Raw genomic sequence first — 23,346 nt, 5'->3', positions numbered from 1 at the left:
GCGTCCTCCCTCACCGCGGACCGTGAGGGAGGACGCGCCACGATCAGGTCACCTGATCCCGGCCGGGGTCGTGACGGGGCCGCCCGAGTGGGGCAGACTCCGAGGCCGCAGGGGGTCGCGCCGGCCGGGGGAGCGCAGGGCCGGTGCATCGGCGTCGTCCAGGACGAGGAGAGCACCCGTGTCCGTGCTGCCCGCACTCCCCACCACCACGGTGGTCGAGCTGGAGTTCGACCGCCAGGTGCACGCGCTGGTCGCCACCGGCCTGCCGGCGCTGCTGGGGCTCGCCGAGGAGTGCTTCCGGGCCTGCTGCGAGCCGCTGCGCGACGTGCTGCCGGCCGCCGCACCGGCGAGCGACCGTGTCCCGTTCGTGGTGGTCGTGCCGGACGTGCCGGTGCTCGACGTGCTGGCCACCGTGCAGACCGCCGGCGGCGGCGGGTTCAGCACGATGGAGCCCGACGACCTCGCCCGGTTCCGGCCGCTGCCCGAGCTCGGCGTCCCGCCGGTGCCCTACCTGCTGCTCGACGTCGACACCGGGCCGGACACCCTCGACGTCCGGCCGCGGGACGTCGCCCCCCGGCTGGCGGCCGCCGGCCGCACGCCGCTGACCGTGGCCGAGGGGCTGGCGCTGCTGGTCTCCGACCCGGGGGTGCTGCGCTCGCGCGGCTGCTACTCGTTGCTGGGCTCCCGCTCGGGGGACAAGCGGGTCCCCGCGCTGTGGGTCAGCGGCCGCCGCCCGCGGCTGGGCTGGTGCTACGAGGGCGCGCCGCACACCTGGCTCGGCACCGCCTCCTGCGCGGCCCGGGTGACCGGCGGTCCGGCGCTCGCCGAGGCCGGCGGGTGACCCCGGGGCGGCCGGGCGGTGCCCGGCCCGGTCGCCCTACGATCCGGAGCGTGATGCCCCGGTGACGGACGACCAGCTGCACCGGAACCTGTTCGCGGGCGGGGGAGACCTCGGCGCGGCCATGGCCGGGCGCGACTGGTCGGAGACGCCGCTGGGCCCGCCGGAGACCTGGCCGGCGTCGCTGCGCAACGCCGTGCGGATCGTCCTGACGTCCCGGTTCTCCATGTGGGCGGCCTGGGGCCCGGAGCTGACCGCCTTCTACAACGACGCCTACCGCCGCGACACGCTGCAGGCCAAGCACCCGTGGGCGCTGGGCCGCCCGGCCCGGGAGATGTGGGCCGAGATCTGGCACGACATCGGCCCGCGGATCGAGTCGGTGCTCGCCACCGGGGTGGCCACCTGGGACGAGGACCTGCTCCTCTTCCTGGAGCGCAACGGCTACCCCGAGGAGACCTACCACACCTTCTCCTACAGCCCGCTGGACGACGACGAGGCCCGCACCGTCGGCATGCTCTGCGTGGTCACCGAGACCACCGAGCGGGTGGTCGGCGAGCGCCGGATGGCGACGCTGCGCGACCTGTCGGCCGCGCTGGCCCCGGCGCGGACCCGGCAGCAGGTCCTCGACGCCGCCGGCGAGCAGCTGGCCCGCAACCTCGCCGACCTGCCCTTCAGCGCGATCTACCTGTACGACGACGACGGCACCGCCCGCGTCGGCGCCGCCGCCGGCATCTCCCCGGAGGGGGGGATCCTGCCCGCCGTCATCGGCGCCGACGACCCCCGCCGCGCGCGGCTGCGGACCGAGTTGCGCGCCGGGGCGTCCGTCCTGGTCGACGGCGTCGCGGAGCGCTTCCCCGACCTGCCCACCGGCGCGTGGGCCCGACCGCCGGACCGGGCGGTCGTCGTCCCGCTCACCTCCTCCGGGCAGGGGCCGGAGGACCTGGCGGGCTTCCTCGTCGTCGGCCTCAACCCACACCGGCCGTCCGACGAGGGCTACCGCGGCTTCCTCGAGCTGGTGGCCAACCAGCTCTCGGCCGCCCTGCTCAACGCCGACAGCTACGAGGCCGAGCGCGAGCGGGCCGAGGCGCTGGCCGAGCTGGACCGGGCCAAGACCGACTTCTTCAGCAACGTCAGCCACGAGTTCCGGACCCCGCTCACGCTGATCATGGGGCCCGTCGCCGAGCTGCGGGCCGCGCCCGAGCTCGACCCGCCCCGGGTCCGCGAGGAGCTCGAGGTCATCGAGCGCAACGCGCTGCGGCTGGGCAAGCTGGTCAACACCCTGCTCGACTTCTCCCGGCTGCAGGCCGGCCGGATCGAGGCCCGCTTCGAGCCGGTCGACCTCGCGGCGGCCACCGCCGAGCTGGCCAGCGTGTTCCGCTCCGCCGTCGCGCGGGCCGGACTGGTCTACGACGTGGAGTGCCAGGCCCTCCCCGAGCCGGTGCACGTCGACCGCGACATGTGGGAGAAGGTCGTCCTCAACCTGCTCTCCAACGCGCTGAAGTTCACCTTCGAGGGCGGCATCACCGTCCGGCTGCGCGCCGCACCGGAGGGGGCGGTCCTCACCGTCGCCGACACCGGCACCGGCATCCCCGCCGCCGAGCTGCCCCGCCTGTTCGAGCGCTTCACCCGCGTCGCGGGCGCCCGGTCCCGCTCCGGGGAGGGCAGCGGCATCGGGTTGGCGATGGTCCGCGAGCTGGTCGGCCTGCACGGCGGCACGGTGACGGCGGAGAGCACGCCGGACGTCGGGACGACGTTCACCGTGACCGTCCCGTTCGGCACCGCACACCTGCCCGAGGACCACCTCGCCCCGCCGACGCCCGACGCGCCGGCGGTGTCCCCGGCCGCGGCGCCGTTCCTCAGCGAGGCGCTGCGCTGGCTGCCCGCCGCCGACCCCGCCGGGGCGGCCGAGGAGCCCGCCGGCGCACCGGCCGGGGACGACGCCGCGGCGACGGCCGGCCGGGTGCTGGTCGCCGACGACAACGCGGACATGCGGGACTACCTGCTGCGGCTGCTGACCCCGCGCTACGCCGTGACCGCGGTCGCCGACGGGCGGGCCGCCCTGGACGCCGCCCGCGACGCCCCGCCGGACCTCGTCGTCAGCGACGTGATGATGCCGGAGCTGGACGGCATGGAGCTGCTGGCCGCGCTGCGCGCCGACCCGCGCACCTCCCGCGTCCCGGTGCTGCTGCTGTCCGCCCGCGCCGGCGAGGAGGCGGCCGTCGAGGGACTCGCGGCCGGGGCGGACGACTACCTGGTCAAGCCCTTCGCCGCCGCGGAGCTGCTGGCCCGGGTCCGTGCGCACGTGCACCTGGGCCGCGCCCGGCGCGAGGCCGAGGAGCGCTTCACCGCGATCGCCGACCTGGCGCCGGCACTCATCTGGGTCTCCGACCGCCAGGGCCGCCGCGCGCTGGTCAACGCCGGCTGGACGGCGTTCACCGGCCGCGACGCCGGGGCCGAGCTCGGCGAGGGCTGGTTCGACGGCGTCCACCCCGACGACCGCGCCCGGTACCGGCAGACCGTCGCCGACGCCGTCGCCGCCGACCGGGGCTGGGAGGTCGAGTTCCGGCTGCGCCGGGCCGACGGCGCCCACGCGTGGCTGCTCGAGCGGGCGGTGCCGATCGGCGCCGGCCTCGGCGCCGCCGGGCACGTCGGCGTCTGCGCCGACATCAGCGCCCGCCACCGGCAGGCCGAGCGGCTGGCCCTGCTCGCCGAGGCCGGCGCGGTGCTGGACCGCGAGCGCACCGTCGACGGCCAGCTCTCCGCGTTGTCCCGGCTGATCGTCGACCGCCGTCTCGCCGACGTGTGCACCGCGCGGGTCGTCGGCGACGACGGGCGGCTGCGCTTCGCCGGCATCGCCGGCCTGGACCGCGGCGCCGAGGAGGCGGTGGCGAGCCTCTCCCCGGAGAGCGGGTTCGGCCCCGAGGTGATCCGCACCGGGCGCACCGTGCTCAGCCCGCAGCTGCCGTGGCCGCCGGAGGGCCGGCCGGACCTGGCCGAACGGGTGGCGGTGGGGTCGGGCATGGCCGTGCCGCTCTCGGTCGGCGAGCGGGTGCTGGCCGTGCTCGGCCTGGCGCGGCGGGCGGACTCCCTGCCCTACGGCGAGGACGACCAGGCCCTGGTCGAGGAGCTCGCGGCCCGCGCGGCGCTCGCGGTGGACAACGTGCTGCTGCTGGCCGAGGAGCGGGCCACCGCGCGCCGGCTGGCGGCGCTGCAGCGGGTCACGGCGGGGCTCTCGGCGGCGACCACCCCGGCGCAGGTGGCCGACGTCGCGGCGCGCACGCTGGCCGAGCTGACGCTGGACGAGGGCCGGGCCGGGGTCTACGAGGTGGACGTCGCCCAGCGCGCCCTCGTCGCCCTGGCGATGAGCGGCCGCGAACCCGCCGAGGCCGAGGAGCGCCGGGTGTGGGCCACCGTCCCGCTCACCGCGCCGATCACCCTGACGGCCGCGGTGGCCGGCGGGGGCGCGGTGTGGGTGGAGGGCGCCGACGGGCGCGCCGGGGAGCGGCCCGGGCTGTCGCCGGCCCAGGCGCACGCCCTGGCCGCCGCGCCACCGGCCGCCTCGGCCGCGCTGCCGCTGACCGTCGGCGGGCGGGTGCTGGGCGTGCTCGGCATCGCGTTCCGCCGGCCGCACCGGTTCCCCGACAGCGAGCGGGCCCTGCTGCTCGCGGTCGCCGAGCAGATCGCGCTGGCCCTCGACCGGGCCCGGCTCTACCGGGCCGAGCTGGACATCGCCACGACGCTGCAGCGCAGCCTGCTGCCCGCCGCCCTGCCCCGGCTCTCCGGGCTCGCGCTGGCCGCGGAGTACCTGCCCGGCGTCGTCGGCACCTCGGCCGGCGGGGACTGGTACGACGTCGTCGAGCTGGACGAGGACCGGGTCGCCATCGCCGTCGGCGACGTCGTCGGGCAGGGGCCGGCGGCGGCCGCCGTCATGGGCCAGCTGCGCAGCGCCCTGTCCGCCACCCTGCTGCAGGGCTGCCCGCCCGCGGCCTCCCTCGAGCTGCTCGACCGCTTCGCCTCCCGGCTGCCCGGCGCGCTCGCCTCCAGCGCCGCCTGCCTGGTCGTCGACCGGGCCGCCGGCCGGGTCCGCTGGGCGAGCGCCGGCCACCCGCCGCCGGTCCTGGTCACCGGGGAGGGCGTGCGGCTGCTCGACGGCGCCGGGGCCGGCCCGGTGCTGGGCGTGCCCGAGCGCGGCTCCTACACCGAGGGATCGGCGGACGTCGCCCCCGGCGCGACGCTGCTGCTCTACACCGACGGCCTGGTCGAGCGGCGCGGCGAGGCGCTCGACGCGGGGCTGTCCCGGATCACCGACGCCGCCCGCCGGTACGCCGGCGTCCACCCCGAACGGCTGGTGGAGCTGCTGCTCGCCGACGTCCTGCCCGGCAGCGAGCGGCCCGACGACGTCGCCGTCATCGCCGTCCGGGTCCTCCCGCCGCCGCTGCGGGAGCGGCTGCCCGCCGACCCGGCGCGGCTGGCCGGGGTGCGCCGCGCCGTCACCGCGTGGGCGACGGCCGCCGGCCTCCCCCAGGACACCGTCGACGACCTGCAGCTGGCCCTGGGCGAGGCCCTGGCCAACGCCGTGGAGCACGCCTACCCCGGCACCGCGGGGGAGTGCGAGTACTCCCTCGAGCTCCAGCCCGACGGCTCGGTGCGCTGCCGCGTCCGGGACGACGGGACGTGGCGCCCGGCGCCGGCCGACCGGGGCTTCCGCGGCCGGGGCATCGAGCTCATCGGCGCCCTGGCCGGCGACGTCTCGATCGGGCCCGCCGACGGCGGCGGGACCGAGGTGCGCTTCCGCGTCACACCCCCCGGGGCCGACGGCGCGGAGCCGGACGCCCCGGCGCCGGCCGCCACGACGCCGGACGGCGAGGCCGCGCTCACCGTGCGCCCCGGCCCGGTGCTGGCGCTCACCGGGGAGCTGGACCTCGCCGCGGTGACCCGGCTGCGGTCCGAGGCGCTCGCCGCGGTCCCCGGGCTGGGCGCGGGAGCCGACGCCGTGCTGGACGTGCGGTCCGTCGGCTACCTGGCCAGCGCCGGCGTGGGGCTGCTGCTGGAGCTCGCGGCCGCGGTGCGCGGGGCCGGTGGCCGGGTCCGGGTCCGCACCGCGCCGGGGAGCCCGCCCGACCGGGTGCTGCGGCTGTCGGGGCTGGCGGACGGCCTGCTGGAGGACGACTGACCGGTCGGCCGCTCCCCCGGACGGGTGGGGACACGGCGGCCCCCGGTTTCGCCACCTCCCCCACCGGGCAGTGCGGGCGGACCTCCCCGCCGTCCGTGCCGGGGCGATGACGCACAATGCTCTTTCGATCGGCCGGTCGATCCGGCCCCGCAGGTGTCGAGGAACGGGTGAACGGAACGGCTGAGAACGGCGCGGCCCCGGCCGCGCCGCCGGCGCGCGGCTGGACCGCGGCCGCGGCCGGCCACGGGCACGCCGCCGTCGTCCACCGCGACCCGGACGCGATGCTCGCCGCCACCACGCCCTTCCTCGAGGACGGGCTGCGCGCCGGGGACCTGCTGCTGCTCGCCTGCCCCCCGGACCTGGCCCGGCAGGTCGCCGAGCCGCTCGGGGAACGGGCGGCCGGCATCGAGACCGACACCCGCATCTGCCTGCTCGGCACCCGGCCACCCGACGCGTTCGCGATCACCCGCAAGGTCCTGCAGCGGGCCGCGTCGGCGCGGTCCGGTCGCGTCCGGCTCGTCGGGGCGGTGCAGTTCGCGGACGGCCCCGGCGGGCCGCGGGAGGCCCTGCGCTACGAGATCGCCGCGAACGCCGTGCTCGCCGGCGCCCCGCTGTCGACGCTGTGCCTGCTGGACGCGGCCGCGCTGCCGCCGCGGCTGCTCGCCGCCGCCGTCGCCGCCCACCCGCAGCTCGCCGACGGCGACGGCGTGGTCGACAACCGCTCCTTCCGTGAGCCGGGCAGCTTCCTGCACTCGCTGACCGTGCCGCACGAGCCGGTCGAGGACACCGAGCCGCTGCTGACCGTCGAGGGCGCGACCGTGCTCGCCGAACTGCGCGGCCGGCTGCGGGCGGGGCTGCGGGCGCACGTGCCCGACCCCGAGCAGCAGGACGACCTGCTGCTGGCCGTCAGCGAGGTCGCGGCCAACGCCTTCCGCCACGGCCGGCCGCCGGTCTCGGCCTGCCTGTGGGGCGACGGACGCCGGGTGGTCTGCCGGATCACCGACTCCGGGCACGGCTACGACGACCCGCTGGCCGGCTACCAGCCCGCCCACGGCGAGGACCTCGGCCACGGCGGCATGGGGCTGTGGCTGGCCCGCAAGCTGTGGGACACCGTCGACCTGCTCAACGACTCCGGCGGGCTGACCGTCCGGCTGGCGACGGCCCTGGTCTGACCGGCCCGCCCGCGGCGGCTTGACCGCGCGGTCCCTCACTGCTCAGCTACCGGGGTGATCGTGGTGACCGCCGCCGGGGGACCGACGGGCACCGCCGTCGTCCGGGCGCTGCGCTCCCGGGGCGCCGCCGTCCGCGCCGTGGTCGGGCGGCCCGGCGCCCGGCCGGCGCTCGAGGCGCTCGGCGCGGAGGTCGCGGCGGCCGAGCTGACCCGGCCGGCGGAGTGGTCCGGCGTCCTGGCCGGCGCGCGGGCCCTGTACGTCGTCTGGCCCAACTTCGACCCCGACGAGGCGGCCGGGGCCGCGGCGCTGTTCGCCGCGGCCCGGCGGGCCGGCGTCGGCCGGGTCGTCTACCACTCGGTGCTGCGCCCGCAGGCGCGCGCGATGCCGCACCACGCGGCGAAGGGGCGGGCCGAGCAGGCCCTCGACACGGCGGGGGTGGCCTGGCGCGTGCTGCAGCCGTGCGCCTACATGCAGAACCTCGACGCGGAGGTGCGGCGGGCGGCCGGCACCGGCGTGCTGCGCAGCACGTGGGGGCTGCGGACGGCGCAGTCGCTGGTCGACGTGGCCGACGTGGGCGAGGCGGCGGCCGTGCTGCTCACCGAGGACGGCCTGGACGGCGGCACCTTCGAGGTCGCCGGCCCGGAGCCGCTCACCGCGCCGCGGCTGGCCGGGCTGGTCGGGGAGGCGCTGGGCCGCGAGGTCACCGCCGTGGACGCCCCGCCCGCCGGCGACGTGCCCGTCCCCTACCGCGCCCGCTGCCTGCGGCTGATGCTCGACCACTACCGCGCCCACGGGTTCACCGGCAGCCCGCGGGTGGCCACGGCGCTGCTGGGCCGCCCGCCGCGGTCCTACGCCGAGCACCTGTCGGGCCTGCGGGCCGACCTGGCGGCCGCCCCGTGACCGAGCCCGCCGACGCCCTCGACCTCATCCTCGAGCAGTGGGCCCGGGAGCGGCCGGACCTGGACTGCACGCCGATGGGCGTCATCGGCCGGATCACCCAGCTGCAGCGCGAGGTGCACCTGGCGCAGCGGGCCACGTTCGCCCGGCACGGATTGGACGCGCCCTCCTTCGACGTGCTGGCCGCGCTGCGCCGGGCCGGGCCGCCCTACCAGCTCACCCCGACCGCGCTCATGCGCACGGCGCTGGTCACCTCCGGCGCGATCACCCAGCGGCTGGACCGGCTGGAGGAGCGCGGGCTGATCACCCGCACGCGCAGCGAGTCCGACGGGCGCGGCGTCGTCGTCACCCTCACCGACGGCGGACGGGCCGCCCTGGACGCCGCGCTGCCCGACCACCTGGAGACCGAGCGGCGGCTGCTCGCCGGGCTGTCGGCGGACGAGCGGGCGCAGCTCGCCGGGCTGCTGCGCCGGTTCCTGGTGACGCTGGGCCGGGTGCCGCAGCGCCCCTGAACCGGCGCGGCCCTGAGCCGGAGCGGCTAGGCGAGCGGCGGGACGTCCTCGGGCCGCAGGTCCGGCCGGGTGCGCACGAACCGCAGCGGGTGCCGGAACACCCCGGCCTGCAGCGCGGCGTCCGCGCTGACCTCGACGACGACGTCGGGCCGGACCCGGGTGAGGGCGACGCTGAGCCGGCCGCCGCCGAACCGGCCGGTGCCGATGCGCTCCGGCCACGGGTGGTCGTCGCCGGCGGGGGTGAGGACGGCGGCCAGCTCGGCCGCCGCCGCGGGGGCCAGCGGGCTGGTGCGGCCGACGACGACCAGCTCGCCGTCCCGGTAGCGGCCCGCGACCAGCTGGCTCGGCCGCTCGATCGGGCCGATCACGCCGCCGGCGAGGACCTCCGTCGTCTCCCAGGACTTGACCTTGACCCAGTCCCGCCGGCCGGGCGCGTACCGGGTGCCGGCGCCCTTGGCCACCAGCCCCTCGACGCCGGCCGGGCGGAAGTCGTGCGACCACTGCCGCGCCTCGGCGGGGTCGGTGGTGACGGGGGAGAGCTGCAGCGGCGGGGCCCACCGCGCGGCCAGCCGCTCCAGCTCCGCGCGCCGCTGCCGCAGCGTCCGCCGGCGCTGGTCGGTGCCGCCGGCGGCGAGCAGGTCGAACGCCACGTAGGAGGCCGGCGCGGCCGCGACCTGGGCGGCGATCCGGCCGGGCGCGGTGACCATCCGCTTCTGCAGCAGGCCGAAGTCCAGCCGGTCGTCGTGCCAGATGACCACCTCGCCGTCGACGACCGTGCCCGCCGGTAGCTGCGCGAGCGCGGCGGCGGCGACGTCGGGGAAGCGGTCGGTGAGGTCGCGGCCCTGCTTGGACCACAGCCGCGTGCTCCGCGCGCCGCGGACGACGACGAGCCGGTAGCCGTCCCACTTCGGCTCGTAGAGGCAGCCGCCGGGCAGCCCGTTCGCCGGGGGCAGCGCCCGGGCCGGCTTCGCCAGCTGCACCGCGACCGGTCCGGCCAGCTCCGGCGGCAGGTCCGGCAAGCCGGGGGTGGTCAGCGGCACGACGGCCAGCGTGCGGGGTGCGCGAGGCGGCCGCAGCGCTCCCGCGGCCGGGATCACCCGTTCGGTGGAGGGTCGCCACGCTCCGCGTCGTCGCCGGTCAGGGGCACGAGCGGCGCGGAGGGGTCAAGTTCCGATCGGGTAACGGCCGGCCCGCGGCCCTGCCACGGGCACTGCCACGGGCACTGTGCGCCGGCTGCCCGTTCCGGCGGCGGAACGGTCCCGGAACGCACAGCGCCCGTGTCCCGGCGGTCCTCAGTGCGCCCCCGCCAGCTGCCCGCTGTGCCGCTCGTAGCGCGCGGCCGAGTGCCCCTCGAGCCCGACGAGCTCCACGGTCTTGCCGCGGGTCGCGTACTTGTGCGTGATCGCGTCCAGGGCGGCGACGGTGGAGGCGTCCCAGACCGAGGCGCGGGACAGGTCGACGACGACGCGGTCGGGGTCGCCGGCGTAGTCGAACTGCTGCACGAGGTCGTTGCTGGAGGCGAAGAACAGCGCGCCCTCGACCGTGTACCGGGCGGTGTCGCGCTCGACGACCCGACGGACCCGGACGAGGTGGGCGATGCGGCGGGCGAACAGGACGCAGGCGACCACGACGCCGACCGCGACGCCGATCGCCAGGTTCCCCGTGGCCACGACGACCGCCACGGTCGACAGCATCACGGCGGTCTCGCTGCGGGGCATGCGGTGCAGCGTGCGCAGGCTGTGCCAGTCGAAGGTCGCGATCGACACGAACACCATGACGGCGACCAGCGCGGCCATCGGGATCACCGCGACGGCGTCGCCCAGGACCACCACCAGCACGAGCAGGAAGGCGCCGGCGAGGAAGGTCGACAGCCGGGTCCGGGCACCGGAGCGCACGTTGATCATCGTCTGGCCGATCATCGCGCAGCCGCCCATGCCGCCGAAGAACCCGGTGACCACGTTGGCCACGCCCTGACCCCAGGACTCGCGGGTCTTGTCCGAGGGCGTGTCGGTGAGGTCGTCGACGAGCCTGGCGGTCATCAGCGACTCCATCAGCCCGACGAAGGCCACGCCCAGGGCGTAGGGCGTGATGATCCGCAGGGTCTCCCCGGTGAGCGGGACGTCGGGCACCGCGAGGAACGGCAGGCTGTCGGGCAGCGCGCCCTCGTCGCCGACGTCGGGCAGGTCCCACCCGGCCAGGAGGGTGACCGCGGTGAGCACCACGATGGCGACCAGCGGGGCGGGGACCGCCGTCGTGACGCGGGGCAGCAGGAAGATCATCGCCAGGCCGGCGGCGACGAGCGGGTACACCAGCCACGGGACGCCGACCAGGTGCGGCACCTGCGCGGCGGAGATGAGGATCGCCAGCGCGTTGACGAACCCGACCATGACGCTGCGCGGCACGAAGCGCATGAGGCGGGCGACGCCGAGCACGGCCAGCACGACCTGGAACACCCCGCCGAGGACCACCGCGGCGAGCAGGTACTGCAGGCCGTGGTCGGCCACGAGCGGCGCGACGACCAGGGCGACCGCACCCGTGGCGGCGCTGATCATCGCCGGGCGGCCGCCGGTGAACGCGATGACCACGGCCATCGTGAAGGAGGCGAACAGCCCCACCCGCGGGTCCACCCCGGCCAGGATCGAGAAGCTGATGGCCTCGGGGATCAGCGCCAGGGCGACGACCAGGCCGGCGAGGACCTCGGTCCGGGCGACGCGCGGGGAGAGCCAGGCGGGCCGCGCGGGGCGGGGGACGGGGCGAGCGGACGGCACGTCCTCCCACTCTGCCGTCGTCCCCGGGCCGGTCGTGAGCGCGCGGCGGTGCGAGATCCCTCACCTGCGGGAGGCGGAATGCCCGCCACCCCCGCCGGTTGAGAGCTCGACGAACCGATCGCGTCGTCCCCGGAGTGCCGCCTTGTCCCGTCCCGTCCTGCAGGTCGTCACCGCCAGCACCCGTCCCGGCCGCAAGGGCATCGCGGTCGCCCGCTGGGTGCAGCGGCTGGCCGAGGCGCACGGCGGCTTCGACGTGGAGCTCGTGGACCTCGCGGAGGTCGGCCTGCCACTGCTCGACGAGCCCGACCACCCGCGGCTGGGCCGGTACGTGCACCAGGCCACCTGGGACTGGAGCACCACCGTCGCCCGGGGCGACGCCTTCGTCTTCGTGACGCCGGAGTACAACCACTCCTTCCCGGCCTCGCTGAAGAACGCGCTGGACCACCTGCACGGCGAGTGGGCCGACAAGGCCGCCGGGCTGGTCTCCTACGGCGGGGTCTCCGCCGGGCTGCGCGCCGCGACCGCGCTCGAGCCGGTGCTCGCCGCCCTGCGGGTGCACACCGTGCCCGAGGCGGTGTCGATCCCGTTCTTCACCCAGTTCCTCGACGACGAGGAGACCTTCACCGCCAACGCCGAGCTCGAGGCCGATGGCAAGGCGATGCTCGACGAGCTGCTGCGGGTGACCGGCGCCCTGCGCACCCTCCGCGCCGCCTGAGGAAGGGCCCTCAGCGGAGGTCCTCCAGGAGGAGCAACGAGTAGGCGGCCAGCGACGGGCCGTCGGTGAACCGGCCGGCGCGGATCATCGCCCGCAGCTCGTCCTCGGGGACGAAGGCGTGCTGCATGTCGACCTCGGTCGCCTCCCGCGCGGTCGGTCCGGCGGTCAGGTCGGTGGCCAGCCAGACGTCGAACTCCTGGGTCGACAGGCCCGGGGCCAGGTCGAGGTGGCCCAGGTGGCGCAGCCGGCCCGCGCGCAGCCCGGTCTCCTCGGCGAGCTCGGCGCGGGCCAGCTCCTCCGGCGTCCCGTCGCTGCCCGCACCCCAGGTGCCCTGGGGGAACTCCCAGGCGCGGCGGCCGACGGGGTAGCGGTACTGCTCGACCAGCCAGAACCCGTCCCGCTCGGCCGGGAGCACGAGGGCGAAGTGCGGCTTCTCGACGACGGAGTAGACGCCGGGGGAGCCGTCCGCCCGCTCGACGGCGTCCTCGCGCACCCGGATCCACGGGTTGCGGTAGACCTCGCGGCTGGCCGTCGTCCTCATGCGTTCGTCCTCATGCGCTCGCCCTCATTCGCTCGCCCTCACGTGACCGAGCCTCGCAGAGCGCGGACGATGGAGCGTGATGACCAGACGGAAGCCGACCGGGGTCTCGTTCGAGACGTGGGTGGAGCAGCAGATCCGGCAGGCGCAGGAGCGGGGCGCCTTCGCCGACCTGCCCGGCGCGGGCAAGCCGCTGCGGATCGACCCCGAGCAGACCGCCTACGACTGGGCACTGGCCAAGGCCCGGCGCGAGGGCGTGGAGACCGCGGCGATGCTGCCGCCCGGCCTGCGGCTGCGGCGCGAGCGCGACCAGCTGCCCGAGCGGGTCGTGGAGCTGGGCAGCGAGGACGCCGTCCGCGCGCTGGCCGAGGACTACAACGCCCGCGTGCAGGCCTTCTGGCGGCAGCCGCAGGAGAGCCGGTGGGCGCCGGTGCCGGGGCTGGCCGACGTCGAGGCGCTGGTCGCGCACTGGTCGGCGAACCGGCCGCCGCCCCCTCCGCCGGCTCCCGCGGCGAGCGCGCCGGAGCCCCGGCGCCGCTGGTGGCGGCGCCGGGGCTGACCCGGCGGTTGCGCCCCCGGCGAACGGCCGGGTCGCGCCCGCGGCCCCCGGGTAGGGCAGCTCCCGTCCGTCACCGACGAGAGGACCGCCATGTCCGAGGTACCGGGAACCGACCGCGACCAGGCCCGCGAGAACGTCCGGGAGGAGACGCCGATCGTCCCCGACGACATCGAGGGCGACGACGACCCGCTCACCACGTCCGACCCGCACAACACCGGGGACGAGGGGCAGACCGGCGACAGCGCGAAGCCGCCGGCGGGGAGCACCGAGCCCCTGACCTGAGGCCGGTGCCGCCGCCGGCGGCCGCCGCGTCGCTCAGCCGGGCACCCGGTCGAGGAAGCCCAGCACGGTCCGGATCCGCCCGTCCCCGTCGACGACCGCGACGTCGGAGCCGGTGACGGGCGGCTCGCCGTCCGCCGGGCCGAGGTGCCACGTGAAACGGAGCTGGTCGTGGTGGGCGTCGGCGGGCCCGGCCAGCCGGAAGGCGAGGCCGGGGAACTGCTGCTGGACGGCGGCGATGGTCGCCTCGATGGCGTCGTGGCCCGTGACGTCGACGAGCGGGTCGGTGTAGCGGGCGTCGGCGGCGAACACGTCCTCGACGGCGGCCCGGCGGGCGGCCGGCTCGGTCGCGTTCCAGGCGGCGATGTAGCGCTCGGCGTGGCCGGCGGTGGCGGTCATGGCTGTCTCCTCGGGGTCGGGGGGATGGGTCAGCGGCGGCGGAGGGCGGTGAGCTGGACGGCGGCGAAGCCGGCGACGACGGCGGCCTGCAGCAGCACCCACGCCGTCCCGGCGCCGGTGAGGTCGAACCCCCCGGCGAGGACGACGGCGACGCTGCCCGCCGCCCACAGGGCGTTGGCCGCGACGACGGCCTCGGCGGCGACGGCCGACACCCGCGGGCGGGCCGCGACCAGGGCAACCGCGCCGGCGTAGGCGAGCAGGAAGGCGCCGAGGCCGCGCAGCGTCCCGGACGGGACGCCGAGCAGGTCGGCCAGCGGTGGCGCCGCGAGCAGGTAGGCGGCGCCGTTGGCCCCGGTGACGGCGGCGTCCAGGCGCAGCGCCAGGCGGAGCAGGTCGAGCGGGCGGCGGGTGGTGGTGGCAGTGGCCGTGTCGGTGGTCGTGTCGGTGGTCATGGCGACGACCGTGGCCGTGGCGGGGAACGGCGTCGATTACCTCGCGGGTAGGCGACGGCGGCACCCCGCGTCGCTAGCGTCCGCGGCGTGACCACCGCCGTCCGTCCGCCCGTGGGGGAGCTGCTGCGCGACTGGCGCCGCCGGCGCCGGCTCTCCCAGCTCGACCTGGCCAGCGACGCGGGGGTCTCGACGCGGCACCTCAGCTTCGTCGAGACCGGCCGCTCCCGGCCCAGCCGCGACATGGTGCTGCACCTCGCCGAGCAGCTGGAGGTGCCGCTGCGGGAGCGCAACGAGCTGCTGCTCGCGGCCGGCTTCGCGCCCGCCTACGGGCAGCGCGGCCTCCACCACCCGGACATGGCCGCGGTGACGCGGGCCCTGGACCTGGTGCTGCGCGCCTACGAGCCCTCCCCGGCGCTGGTGGTCGACCGGTCCTGGGAGCTGGTGATGGCCAACGCGACGGTCGCCCTGCTCACCGAGGGGGTCGCCGCGCACCTGCTCGAGCCGCCGGTGAACGTGCTGCGGCTCAGCCTGCACCCCGAGGGCCTGGCGCCGCGGATCGGCAACCTGCCGCAGTGGCGGACGCACGTGCTGCACCGGCTGGCCCGCGAGGCCGGCCTCACCGGCGACCCCGCGCTGGCGGCGCTGCACCGGGAGCTGGCCGCGTTGCCCGGCGGCACCGACCGGGCCACGCCCGACGGCATCGTCGTGCCGCTGCGGCTGCGCACCGACGCGGGCGTGCTGTCGTTCGTCAGCACCGTGACCACGTTCGGCACCGCCGTGGACGTGACCGCCGCCGAGCTCAGCGTCGAGGCGTTCCTGCCGGCCGACGCCGCGACCGCGGAGGCGCTGCGCCGGTCGGCGGGGTAGTCAGTCCGCCGGCTCCCCGGCCTCGGCCCGCCGCTCGGCCTCGGCCCGCTCCTTCGCCTCCGCCTCGCGGGTGGCCATGCCGCCGTGACCGCCCTCGTCGTACTGCCCGGGGCGCAGGTTGTTGCCCTCGGTCTCCTCGCGCGGCTCGCTCATGCGCCCACCCTGCCCCGGACCGCCGCCCCCGGCCACGCGGTGTCCCTCCCGGCGCGCTCCTGCTCTGCCCACCAGGGTGGGCAGAGCAGGGTGATCACCTGTGCTCTGCCCCCAGGCGCGGGCGGAGCACGGAGACCCGGGAGGACCTACAGGACGTCGAACTCGTTGAACGCCGCGCCGCCCGACAGCGTCGCGTAGCCGGGGCCGCGGTCGAAGAACGGCTCGTCCCCGGTGCGGGCAGCCCGCCGCTCGTCGCGCAGCGCCGTCGTCGCCGCCTCGTCGGCGGTGCCGTCGTCCCGGACCACGACGCCGTAGTCGTCCCGGGCGCCGGCGACCGAGACCTTGCGCCAGGCGATGTCGCGCAGCACCTCCTCGACCGGCCGGTCCAGCGGGTCGCCCCAGCCGCCCCCGCCGGTGGTCCGGATCCGGACGACGGTGCCGGCCGGCAGCGGCTCGGCGTCGGCCAGCGCGTCGACCTCGTGCTCGTCCGGGCCGCCGGGGTCCACCGTGATCGAGAACGGCCGCCCCGCCTTCCCGCCGTTCACGCCCCAGCAGGCGAGGATCGAGCGGTCGGCGATCGACATGAAGTGCGCGTCGCGCAGCACCCGGATGTGCTTCTCGTAGCCGCAGCCGCCGCGGTGGCGCCCCGGGCCGCCGGAGTCGATCGCGAGACCGAGCCGCTCGACCCGCAGCGGGAAGCGGGACTCGGTGAACTCGGTCGGCAGGTTCCGCGAGTCCGGCACGACGTGGATGGTGTCCTCGCCGTCGGCGTAGTACCGCCCGCCCGAGCCGCCGCCGAGCACCTCCCGCATGAGGTAGGGCTGGCCGTCGTGGTCGGTGCCGTAGACGCCGGTGTAGCGGATCGTCTCCTGGTCGGCGGGCATCCGGCCGCCGGTGGCCTTGGCCAGCACGCCGGCCAGGACGCCGAGCAGCCGGAGGATGACGAACGTCCGGGCGTTGGTCGGCGCGGGGAAGACGGGCGTGAGCAGCGTGCCCTTCTCCGGGAAGCGCATCTCGATCAGCGGGACGACGCCCTCGTTGACGTCGAGCTGCGCCATCCGCTCCGGCGTCTCGGCGAGGTTGCGCAGGATCGGCGCCAGCCACTTCTTGAGGAAGTTGCCGTCGGCGTAGTCGCCGCAGTGGTTGATCGGCCCCTTGGCCTGCGGGCCGGTGCCGGTGAAGTCGATCACCAGCGGCACCTCCGCCGAGGAGTCCATGGTGAGGGTGATCCGCTGCCGGTGGAGCTTGGGCTCCTCGACGCCGTCGTGCTCGGCGTAGTCCTCCCAGACGTAGGTGCCGTCGGGGATCTGCGACAGGATCTCCCGCCGGTACACCTCGGTGGAGCCGGCCAGGATCGCCTCGAAGCAGGCCTCGACCGCGGCCACGCCGTACCGGTCGAACAGCTCGCCCAGCCGCCGCGCGCCGGCCAGGCAGGCCGAGCACTCGGCGTCGAGGTCGGCGGCGAGCGAGTCGGGCATCCGCGAGTTGCGGGTCATGATCTTCAGCGCGCTCTCGTTGGGCACGCCGCGGTCCCACAGCTTGATCGGGGGGACCATCAGGCCCTCCTCGAACACCGACGTCGCCGCCGAGGGCATCGAGCCCGGCACCGCGCCGCCGATGTCGTCGTGGTGGCCGAAGGCCTGCACGAAGGCGACGACCTCCGGGTCCCCCGTCTCGGGGTTGCCGGCGAACACCGGCACGGTCACGCACAGGTCGGGCAGGTGGCCGATCCCGCCCTCGGAGAGGTAGACGTCGTTGTGGAAGAAGACGTCCCCGACGTTCATCGTCTCGATCGGGTAGTCGCGCACCACCGGCTGCACCAGCGCCGAGTACGAGCGGCCGGTGAGCTTGCGCATCCGGCGGTCGTGGATGCCGGCGCGGAAGTCGTGGGCGTCGCGGATCATCGGCGACCGCGAGGTGCGCCCGATCGCCGTCTCGACCTCCTTCTCGATCGCGGCCAGGGTGCCGGCGACGATCTCCACGAGGACCGGGTCGGCCTCGACCTTCTGCTGCTGCTGCGGCTGGACCTCGGTCATCGGGCGGTCTCCCTCGTGAGCAGCAGGTTGCCGTGGGCGTCGACGGTGGCGGCGAACCCCGGGTGCACCGGCACGGTCGAGCCGAACTCCTCGATGATGGCCGGTCCCGTGACGACGTCGCCGGGGGCGAGCCCGGTGCGGTCGTAGGTGGGGGTGTCCAGCCAGTCGTCGAAGAACACCCGCCGCGAGCCCGTGACGGCGCGCTCCACCCCGCCCTCGCCCGGCGCCAGCTCCACCAGGTCCGGACGGCGGATCGGCCCGATCCCGCTCACCCGCAGGTTCACCCACTCGACGGCCTGCCGCGGGTCGTCGGCGAAGTCGTAGCCGTACAGCTGGCGGTGCGCGGCGTGGAAGGCCTCGGCGACCTCGTCGGCGTCCTGTACGCCCAGCTCGGCTCCGTCGTCGGGCGTGCGCACGGGCACCCGCACCTCGAAGGCCTGGCCGACGTAGCGCAGGTCCGCCGTCCGCTGCATCCGCTGCTCGTCGCGGCCGAAGCCCTCGCCGTCCAGCGCGGCGCGGGCCCGGTCCTCGAGCCCGGCGTAGACGGTCCGGACGCGGTCGAGGTCCAGGTCGGCGTGCCGGGACACCACGGTCTGCACGTAGTCGTTGCGGACGTCGACGGTGAGCAGCCCGAACGCGCTGACGTTGCCGGGGTTCGGCGGCACCAGGGTCCGGGGCAGGCCGAGCACGTCCATCAGCCGGCAGGCCAGCAGGGAGCCGGAGCCGCCGAAGGTGGTGAGCGTGAAGTCGCGGACGTCGAGGCCACGGGCGACGGTGACCTGGCGCAGCGCGTTGGCCTGGTTCCAGGCGGAGATCTCGAGGATGCCGGTGGCGGTGCGCTCCAGGGACAGGTCGAGCTGCTCGCCCAGCCGCTCCAGGCCCGCCCGGGCGGCGTCCACCGACAGCGGGATCTCCCCGCCCAGCAGGTGCGGCGGGATCCGGCCGAGGACGACGTGCGCGTCGGTCACCGTCGGCCGGTCCCCGCCGGAGGGATAGCACATCGGGCCGGGGTCGGCGCCGGCCGACTGCGGGCCGACCTTGAGCGTGCCCTCCGGCGACAGCCAGGCGATCGAGCCGCCGCCGGCGCCCACGGTGACGACGTCGATCATCGGGATCTTGCTCGGGTAGGCGCCGACCGAGCCCTCGGTGGTCAGCGTGGGCTCGCCGTCCACCACGACCGTGACGTCGGTCGAGGTGCCGCCGCCGTCGCAGGTCAGCACCCGGTCGAAGCCGGCGGCCCCGGCGATCAGCGCGGCGCCCAGCGCGCCGGCGGCCGGGCCGGACAGCATCGTGGTGATCGGCTGGTGCACGACCTCCTCGGCCGACAGCACGCCGCCGTTGCTCTTCATCACGTAGAAGGGCACGCCGGGCGCGATCTCGTCGAGCCGGGTGCGGATGTTGGTGACGTAGGCGCCCACCCGCGGCTTGACCGCGGCGTCGACCAGCGTGGTCACCGACCGCTCGTACTCGCGGTACTCGCGCAGCACCTCGCTGGACAGCGACACCACCGCCCCGGGCAGCTCCGCGCGCAGCACCTCGAGCATGGCCCGCTCGTGCGCGTCGTTCGCGTAGGCGTGCAGGAAGCAGACGCCGACGGTGGTGATGCCGGCGTCGCGGAAGAAGCGGGCGGCGGCCACGGCGTCGTCCCGGTCGAACGGGCGCACCTCGCCGCCGTGCACGTCGAGCCGGCCGCGGACGGTGCGCACCAGGTCGGCCGGCACGATCCGCGGCGGCTTGACCCAGAAGTAGCTGTTGCCGTAGCCGTCGGGCACCGACTGGCGGGCGATCTCCAGCACCGACTCGTAGCCCTCGGTGGTGATGAAGCCGATCCGGTCGAGCTTGCCCTCGAGCAGCTGGTTGGTCGCGACCGTCGTCCCGTGGCTGACCGCGGTGACCGCGTCCCCGCCCAGACCCATGAGCCCGAGCACCTTGCGGACGCCGGCCAGGAAGCCCTCGGCCGGGTCGGCGGGCGTGGACGGCGTCTTGGTGGTCGTCGTCCGCCCGGTGTGCTCGTCGACGGCGACGACGTCGGTGAACGTCCCCCCGGTGTCGATGCCGATGCGGATCCGGCGCGCGGCGGGAGGGGCGCTCATGTCGGTACCTTAGCGATGAGCAATCGCCGACGGGAAGCGGTGCACGCGGGTCCCGGGTGCGGCCCGGGTGCGGCCACGGACGGTGGCGCGGCCGTCGGTCCTCCGGTCACGACTCGACGTGCCTGGTCGCTCCCGCGCGGTGACCGCCACCGGGTTGCGCGCGACCGACCGGTCCGTCCGCGGGGCAACCGCTGGGCAGCGGCGGGGCGGTGCGCCACGGTGACGCCGCTCGCCCCGCCCCGGCACCAGGAGGCACCGATGCCCGCCGTCCCCACCACCGACGCCACCTTCGCCCGCGACGTGCTCGAGAGCCCGCTGCCGGTGCTGGTCGACTTCGGCGCCGAGTGGTGTCCGCCGTGCCGGGTGCTCGCCCCCACCATCGACCGGCTCGCCGACGAGCAGGCCGGCCGGCTGCGGGTGGTGACCCTCGACGTCGACGCCAACCCCGAGACCACCCGGCGCTACCAGGTGATGGGGCTGCCCACGATGGGCCTGTTCGTGCGCGGCGAGCTGGTGACCACGCTGGTCGGCGGCCGCCCCGGCTGGGCGATCGTCGAGGCCCTGGCGCCCTACCTGCCGGTGCCCGCCTGAGCGGCGCGCTCGTCCTCGAGCCGCAGGGCCTCCGGGCATATGCCTTGACAGGCATATGCCCGGAGGGGCATGTTCGTCGGCGTGCGGGAGTCGACGTGGACGGCGCTGGCGGATCCGAACCGCCGGGCGGTGATCGGCCTGCTGCGGCGGCGCCCGCACGCGGTGGGTGAGCTGGTCGGCGCGCTGCGGCTGTCCCAGCCGGCCACGTCCAAGCACCTGCGGGTGCTGCGCGAGGCGGGCCTGGTCCGGGTGCTGCCCGAGGCCCAGCGCCGCATCTACGCCCTCGACCCCGCGCCCCTGGCCGAGCTCGACGCCTGGCTGGCGCCCTACCGCGACCTGTGGAACCCGGCCCTGGACCGGCTGGGCGCCCACCTCGACCGCACCGACCCCGAGGAGACCCGATGAGCACCGCACCCGCCGGCCTGGGCACCTACGTCGAGCACGAGGGGCGGCCCGCCGTCCGGTTCGTGCGCAGCTACCCGCACCCGGTCGAGCGGGTCTGGCGCGCGGTGAGCGACCCGGCCGAGCTGGCGCACTGGTTCCCCTCGACCGTGACGATCGAGCCGCGGGAGGGCGGCCGGATCACCTTCTCCGACGACCCGTACGCGGTGGACGCCGAGGGCGTCGTCCTCGTCTGGGACCCGCCGCACCGGCTGGCCTTCTCCTGGTACGCCGACGAGGTGCACCTGACCGTCGAGGAGGCGGACGGCGGTTGCCGGCTGACCCTGCTGAACGTGCTCGACGAGCGGCCGGCGGCCGCGCGCAACGCCGGCGGCTGGTTCGTCTGCCTGCGCTCGCTGGAGCGGGTGCTGGAGGGCCGCCCCGGCACCGGTCCGCACGGGGAGGACGGCCAGGACTGGGAGCCGGTCTACGCCGCGCACGTCGAGGCGGGCCTGCCCTCCGGCGCCGAGATCCCCGCTCCGGCCGCCACCGACTGACCGCCCGCGTCAGTCGAGGAGGGTCTGCAGCAGCCGGGCCAGCTCCGCGCGGTCGGCGGCCGACAGCCGGCCGAACAGCGCGCGGCTGTCGGCCTCGCGGGCGGCGTCCACCTCGCCCAGCACCCGGTGCCCCTCCTCGGTCACCCGGAGGACGACGGCGCGCCGGTCGGCCGGGTCGGCGGCGCGCTCGACCAGTCCGCGCTCCTGCAGGGCGTCGGCCACCTCGGTCGCCGAGCGGGGCGCGATGTGCAGCGCCTCGGCCAGCGCGGACAGGCGCATGCCCTCCCGGCCGCCGACGACCCGCAGCGCCCGGGCCTGGTGGGGGGAGAGCTCCCACGGGGCGAGCACCTCCCGCCACCGGCCGCGCTGGGCACGGGCGGCCCGCATGAGCAGGTCGCCCAGCGTCGCCGGGTCGGGTGCGGCCACCCGGGAATGGTAGCGACGACGCTGCGGTTACCGGAACGTGAGGTAGCCTCACGAATCCGGAGACCGGAGGTGGTCGTCGTCGACGACATGAGCACGCGGGGCGGCAGCGGCCGGGGCGGCCGCACCGTGGACCCCGCGGACCGGGCGCAGCTGGAGCGCTCGCCCGTCCCCCTGCGCCGCGTGACGGCGCTGTTCCGCCCCTACCGCTGGCCGGTCGCGACCGTGGTGGCGCTCATCGTCGCCTCCTCCGCCGTCGCGCTGGCCACGCCGTTCCTCGTCCGGCTGGTGATCGACGAGGCGCTCCCGCGGCAGGACGTCCCGCTGCTGGTGTGGGCGGTCGCCGGCATGGTGGCCGTGACCGCGCTGACCGCCGTCCTGGGGGTGGTCCAGACATGGCTGTCGACGACGGTGGGCCAGCGCGTCATGCACGGCCTGCGGACGGCGGTCTTCGGCCACCTGCAGCGCCAGTCGCTGGGCTTCTTCACCCGCACCCGCGGCGGCGAGGTCCAGTCGCGGCTGATGAACGACATCGGCGGCATGCAGTCGGTGGTCACCTCGACGGCGACCTCGCTGGCGTCCAACGCCACGACCGTGATCGGCACGGTGGTGGCGATGGTCGCGCTGTCCTGGCGGCTGTCGCTGCTGTCGCTCGTCGTCCTGCCGCCGGCGATCGTGCTCACCCGCCGCGTGGCGCGGATGCGCCGCGAGGTCACCGCCCGCCGGCAGCGCTCTCTCGCCGACCTGCACGGGCAGGTCGAGGAGGGGCTGTCGGTCAGCGGCGTGCTGCTGGGCAAGACCCTCGGCGCCGGGCCCGCCCAGTCGCGCCGGTTCGCCGCGACGTCGCAGGAGCTCGTGGGCCTGGAGGTGCGCTCGCAGCTGGCCGGCCGCTGGCGGATGGCGACGATGAGCATCGTCTTCGCCGGCATCCCGGCGCTGATCTACCTGTTCGCCGGCCTGCCGGCGACCTCGGGCGGGATGACGATCGGCACGCTGGTGGCGTTCACGACGCTGCAGGGGGCGCTGTTCCGCCCGCTCATGCAGCTGCTGGACGTCGGTGTCTCGGTGACGAGCTCGCTGGCGCTGTTCAGCCGGGTCTTCGAGTACCTGGACCTGCCGGTGGAGATCGACGACCCGGCCGATCCGGTGGCGCTCGACCCCGCGCGGGTGCGCGGCGAGCTGCGCTTCGAGCACGTGGGCTTCAGCTACCCCGACGGCGGCCGGCCGGCGCTGGCCGACGTCGACCTGACCGTGCCCGCCGGCAGCACGCTGGCGCTGGTGGGGGAGACCGGCTCGGGCAAGAGCACGCTCGCCTCGCTGGTGGCCCGGCTGGCCGACCCCACCACCGGGCGGGTCACCCTGGACGGCGTCGACCTGCGCGACCTGCGGCTGGCCACGCTGGCCGAGGTGGTCGGGGTCGTCGCGCAGGAGACCTACCTGCTGCACACGACCGTGCGGGAGAACCTGCGGCACGCCCGGCCCGAGGCGACCGACGCCGAGATCGAGACGGCGGCGCGGCGGGCGCAGGTCCACGACGTGATCGCCGCGCTGCCGGCCGGCTACGACACCGTCGTCGGCGCCCGCGGGCACCGGTTCTCCGGCGGGGAGAAGCAGCGGCTGGCGATCGCCCGCACGCTGCTGCGCGACCCGCGGGTGCTGGTGCTCGACGAGGCGACCAGCGCCCTGGACACCCGCACCGAGCGGGCGGTGCAGGCGGCGCTGGACGAGGCGCGCCGCGGCCGGACGACGATCACCATCGCCCACCGGCTGTCCACCGTGCGCGACGCCGACCGGATCGTCGTCCTGGCGGCCGGGCGGGTCGTCGAGAGCGGGACGCACGACGAGCTGGTGGCGCTCGGCGGCCGGTACGCCGGTCTGGTCGCGGCCGGCGAGCGGGAGGCCGTCCTGGCGGCCTGAGCCCCCGCCGCGAGATCTGCACACTC

General features: G+C 76.5%; 22 protein-coding genes. 13 read left to right on the top strand and 9 right to left on the bottom strand.

Annotated elements, in window-relative coordinates; translation table 11 throughout:
* The first annotated feature begins 178 nt into the window (after positions 1 to 178).
* The 5 genes from ACI79F_RS16820 to ACI79F_RS16800 all read left to right on the top strand — a co-directional run bounded on the left by ACI79F_RS16820 (position 179) and on the right by ACI79F_RS16800 (position 8,592).
* The gene (locus ACI79F_RS16820) at positions 179 to 841 is read left to right on the top strand and encodes a DUF5701 family protein (protein ID WP_456545363.1); all 663 of its coding nucleotides are present in this window, start codon (positions 179 to 181) and stop codon (positions 839 to 841) included.
* Between the two features lie 61 nt (positions 842 to 902).
* Positions 903 to 6,011 carry a SpoIIE family protein phosphatase gene (locus ACI79F_RS16815; RefSeq protein WP_456545362.1) on the top strand — a complete coding sequence of 1,703 codons (5,109 nt, stop codon included), beginning with the start codon at positions 903 to 905 and terminating at the stop codon, positions 6,009 to 6,011.
* A gap of 167 nt (positions 6,012 to 6,178) precedes the next feature.
* A complete protein-coding gene (locus ACI79F_RS16810) occupies positions 6,179 to 7,183 on the top strand; it encodes an anti-sigma factor RsbA family regulatory protein (RefSeq protein ID WP_456545361.1) in 1,005 nt (334 codons plus the stop codon).
* 63 nt (positions 7,184 to 7,246) lie between these two features.
* On the top strand, positions 7,247 to 8,083 hold the full coding sequence (locus tag ACI79F_RS16805) for an SDR family oxidoreductase (protein ID WP_456545360.1): 837 nt from the start codon (positions 7,247 to 7,249) through the stop codon (positions 8,081 to 8,083).
* Positions 8,080 to 8,592 carry a MarR family winged helix-turn-helix transcriptional regulator gene (locus ACI79F_RS16800; RefSeq protein ID WP_456545359.1) on the top strand — a complete coding sequence of 171 codons (513 nt, stop codon included), beginning with the start codon at positions 8,080 to 8,082 and terminating at the stop codon, positions 8,590 to 8,592. Before ACI79F_RS16805 ends, ACI79F_RS16800 begins: the two co-directional genes overlap by 4 nt.
* A 26-nt stretch (positions 8,593 to 8,618) precedes the next feature.
* Here the strand turns inward: ACI79F_RS16800 and ACI79F_RS16795 are convergent, their stop codons facing one another.
* Positions 8,619 to 9,632 carry an ATP-dependent DNA ligase gene (locus ACI79F_RS16795; protein ID WP_456545358.1) on the bottom strand — a complete coding sequence of 338 codons (1,014 nt, stop codon included), beginning with the start codon at positions 9,630 to 9,632 and terminating at the stop codon, positions 8,619 to 8,621.
* A gap of 252 nt (positions 9,633 to 9,884) precedes the next feature.
* The gene (locus ACI79F_RS16790; RefSeq protein WP_456545357.1) at positions 9,885 to 11,360 is read right to left on the bottom strand and encodes a SulP family inorganic anion transporter; all 1,476 of its coding nucleotides are present in this window, start codon (positions 11,358 to 11,360) and stop codon (positions 9,885 to 9,887) included.
* Positions 11,361 to 11,502: 142 nt separating this feature from the next.
* Here ACI79F_RS16790 and ACI79F_RS16785 point away from each other — a divergent pair, with 142 nt between their 5' ends.
* On the top strand, positions 11,503 to 12,075 hold the full coding sequence (locus tag ACI79F_RS16785; RefSeq protein WP_456545356.1) for an NADPH-dependent FMN reductase: 573 nt from the start codon (positions 11,503 to 11,505) through the stop codon (positions 12,073 to 12,075).
* Between the two features lie 10 nt (positions 12,076 to 12,085).
* Here the strand turns inward: ACI79F_RS16785 and ACI79F_RS16780 are convergent, their stop codons facing one another.
* Positions 12,086 to 12,616, bottom strand: coding sequence for an NUDIX domain-containing protein (locus tag ACI79F_RS16780; protein WP_456545355.1), 531 nt, complete (start codon positions 12,614 to 12,616; stop codon positions 12,086 to 12,088).
* 79 nt (positions 12,617 to 12,695) lie between these two features.
* Here ACI79F_RS16780 and ACI79F_RS16775 point away from each other — a divergent pair, with 79 nt between their 5' ends.
* Both ACI79F_RS16775 and ACI79F_RS16770 read left to right on the top strand, forming a co-directional pair.
* The gene (locus ACI79F_RS16775) at positions 12,696 to 13,172 is read left to right on the top strand and encodes a DnaJ family domain-containing protein (RefSeq protein WP_456545354.1); all 477 of its coding nucleotides are present in this window, start codon (positions 12,696 to 12,698) and stop codon (positions 13,170 to 13,172) included.
* A gap of 90 nt (positions 13,173 to 13,262) precedes the next feature.
* Positions 13,263 to 13,454: a hypothetical protein gene (locus ACI79F_RS16770; protein ID WP_456545353.1), complete on the top strand. Its 192-nt coding sequence runs from the start codon at positions 13,263 to 13,265 to the stop codon at positions 13,452 to 13,454.
* Positions 13,455 to 13,487: 33 nt separating this feature from the next.
* On the opposite strand, the gene ACI79F_RS16765 is transcribed toward ACI79F_RS16770, so the two are convergent.
* On the bottom strand, positions 13,488 to 13,850 hold the full coding sequence (locus ACI79F_RS16765) for a nuclear transport factor 2 family protein (RefSeq protein WP_456545352.1): 363 nt from the start codon (positions 13,848 to 13,850) through the stop codon (positions 13,488 to 13,490).
* A gap of 29 nt (positions 13,851 to 13,879) precedes the next feature.
* On the bottom strand, positions 13,880 to 14,302 hold the full coding sequence (locus tag ACI79F_RS16760) for a hypothetical protein (protein WP_456545351.1): 423 nt from the start codon (positions 14,300 to 14,302) through the stop codon (positions 13,880 to 13,882).
* An 87-nt stretch (positions 14,303 to 14,389) separates the two neighbouring features.
* Here ACI79F_RS16760 and ACI79F_RS16755 point away from each other — a divergent pair, with 87 nt between their 5' ends.
* Positions 14,390 to 15,169: a helix-turn-helix transcriptional regulator gene (locus tag ACI79F_RS16755; RefSeq protein WP_456545350.1), complete on the top strand. Its 780-nt coding sequence runs from the start codon at positions 14,390 to 14,392 to the stop codon at positions 15,167 to 15,169.
* Here ACI79F_RS16755 and ACI79F_RS16750 read toward each other — a convergent pair whose 3' ends face one another.
* From ACI79F_RS16750 to ACI79F_RS16740, 3 genes are all read right to left on the bottom strand, one after another.
* Positions 15,170 to 15,322, bottom strand: coding sequence for a hypothetical protein (locus ACI79F_RS16750; RefSeq protein ID WP_456545349.1), 153 nt, complete (start codon positions 15,320 to 15,322; stop codon positions 15,170 to 15,172).
* A 146-nt stretch (positions 15,323 to 15,468) separates the two neighbouring features.
* Complete coding sequence (locus ACI79F_RS16745; protein WP_456545348.1) at positions 15,469 to 17,358, bottom strand: hydantoinase B/oxoprolinase family protein; 1,890 nt, start codon at positions 17,356 to 17,358, stop codon at positions 15,469 to 15,471.
* Entirely contained in the window at positions 17,355 to 19,451 is a 2,097-nt protein-coding gene (locus ACI79F_RS16740; RefSeq protein ID WP_456545347.1) for a hydantoinase/oxoprolinase family protein, read from the bottom strand. Before ACI79F_RS16740 ends, ACI79F_RS16745 begins: the two co-directional genes overlap by 4 nt.
* Before the next feature lie 258 nt (positions 19,452 to 19,709).
* On the opposite strand from ACI79F_RS16740, the gene ACI79F_RS16735 reads away from it, so the two are divergent.
* The 3 genes from ACI79F_RS16735 to ACI79F_RS16725 all read left to right on the top strand — a co-directional run bounded on the left by ACI79F_RS16735 (position 19,710) and on the right by ACI79F_RS16725 (position 20,980).
* Positions 19,710 to 20,042 carry a thioredoxin family protein gene (locus ACI79F_RS16735; RefSeq protein ID WP_456545346.1) on the top strand — a complete coding sequence of 111 codons (333 nt, stop codon included), beginning with the start codon at positions 19,710 to 19,712 and terminating at the stop codon, positions 20,040 to 20,042.
* 69 nt (positions 20,043 to 20,111) lie between these two features.
* Positions 20,112 to 20,447 carry an ArsR/SmtB family transcription factor gene (locus ACI79F_RS16730; RefSeq protein ID WP_456545345.1) on the top strand — a complete coding sequence of 112 codons (336 nt, stop codon included), beginning with the start codon at positions 20,112 to 20,114 and terminating at the stop codon, positions 20,445 to 20,447.
* Positions 20,444 to 20,980, top strand: a complete 537-nt coding sequence (locus tag ACI79F_RS16725) for an SRPBCC family protein (protein WP_456545344.1) — start codon at positions 20,444 to 20,446, stop codon at positions 20,978 to 20,980. Before ACI79F_RS16730 ends, ACI79F_RS16725 begins: the two co-directional genes overlap by 4 nt.
* A gap of 9 nt (positions 20,981 to 20,989) precedes the next feature.
* On the opposite strand, the gene ACI79F_RS16720 is transcribed toward ACI79F_RS16725, so the two are convergent.
* On the bottom strand, positions 20,990 to 21,406 hold the full coding sequence (locus tag ACI79F_RS16720) for a MarR family winged helix-turn-helix transcriptional regulator (RefSeq protein ID WP_456545343.1): 417 nt from the start codon (positions 21,404 to 21,406) through the stop codon (positions 20,990 to 20,992).
* 69 nt (positions 21,407 to 21,475) lie between these two features.
* Here ACI79F_RS16720 and ACI79F_RS16715 point away from each other — a divergent pair, with 69 nt between their 5' ends.
* Positions 21,476 to 23,320: an ABC transporter ATP-binding protein gene (locus ACI79F_RS16715; RefSeq protein ID WP_456545342.1), complete on the top strand. Its 1,845-nt coding sequence runs from the start codon at positions 21,476 to 21,478 to the stop codon at positions 23,318 to 23,320.
* The last annotated feature ends 26 nt before the right edge of the window (positions 23,321 to 23,346 follow it).

The sequence above is a fragment of the Blastococcus sp. SYSU D00868 genome, assembly GCF_054050575.1.
This window is presented reverse-complemented; position numbering and strand designations above follow the sequence as displayed.

Excerpts from the sequence above, each read along its gene's own strand:
- ACI79F_RS16740 (WP_456545347.1), bottom strand. The coding sequence starts at position 19,451 with ATGAGCGCCCCTCCCGCCGCGCGCCGGATCCGCATCGGCATCGACACC.
- ACI79F_RS16745 (WP_456545348.1), bottom strand. The coding sequence starts at position 17,358 with ATGACCGAGGTCCAGCCGCAGCAGCAGCAGAAGGTCGAGGCCGACCCG.
- ACI79F_RS16765 (WP_456545352.1), bottom strand. The coding sequence starts at position 13,850 with ATGACCGCCACCGCCGGCCACGCCGAGCGCTACATCGCCGCCTGGAAC.
- ACI79F_RS16735 (WP_456545346.1), top strand. The coding sequence starts at position 19,710 with ATGCCCGCCGTCCCCACCACCGACGCCACCTTCGCCCGCGACGTGCTC.
- ACI79F_RS16725 (WP_456545344.1), top strand. The coding sequence starts at position 20,444 with ATGAGCACCGCACCCGCCGGCCTGGGCACCTACGTCGAGCACGAGGGG.
- ACI79F_RS16750 (WP_456545349.1), bottom strand. The coding sequence starts at position 15,322 with ATGAGCGAGCCGCGCGAGGAGACCGAGGGCAACAACCTGCGCCCCGGG.
- ACI79F_RS16760 (WP_456545351.1), bottom strand. The coding sequence starts at position 14,302 with ATGACCACCGACACGACCACCGACACGGCCACTGCCACCACCACCCGC.
- ACI79F_RS16770 (WP_456545353.1), top strand. The coding sequence starts at position 13,263 with ATGTCCGAGGTACCGGGAACCGACCGCGACCAGGCCCGCGAGAACGTC.
- ACI79F_RS16780 (WP_456545355.1), bottom strand. The coding sequence starts at position 12,616 with ATGAGGACGACGGCCAGCCGCGAGGTCTACCGCAACCCGTGGATCCGG.
- ACI79F_RS16730 (WP_456545345.1), top strand. The coding sequence starts at position 20,112 with ATGTTCGTCGGCGTGCGGGAGTCGACGTGGACGGCGCTGGCGGATCCG.
- ACI79F_RS16775 (WP_456545354.1), top strand. The coding sequence starts at position 12,696 with ATGACCAGACGGAAGCCGACCGGGGTCTCGTTCGAGACGTGGGTGGAG.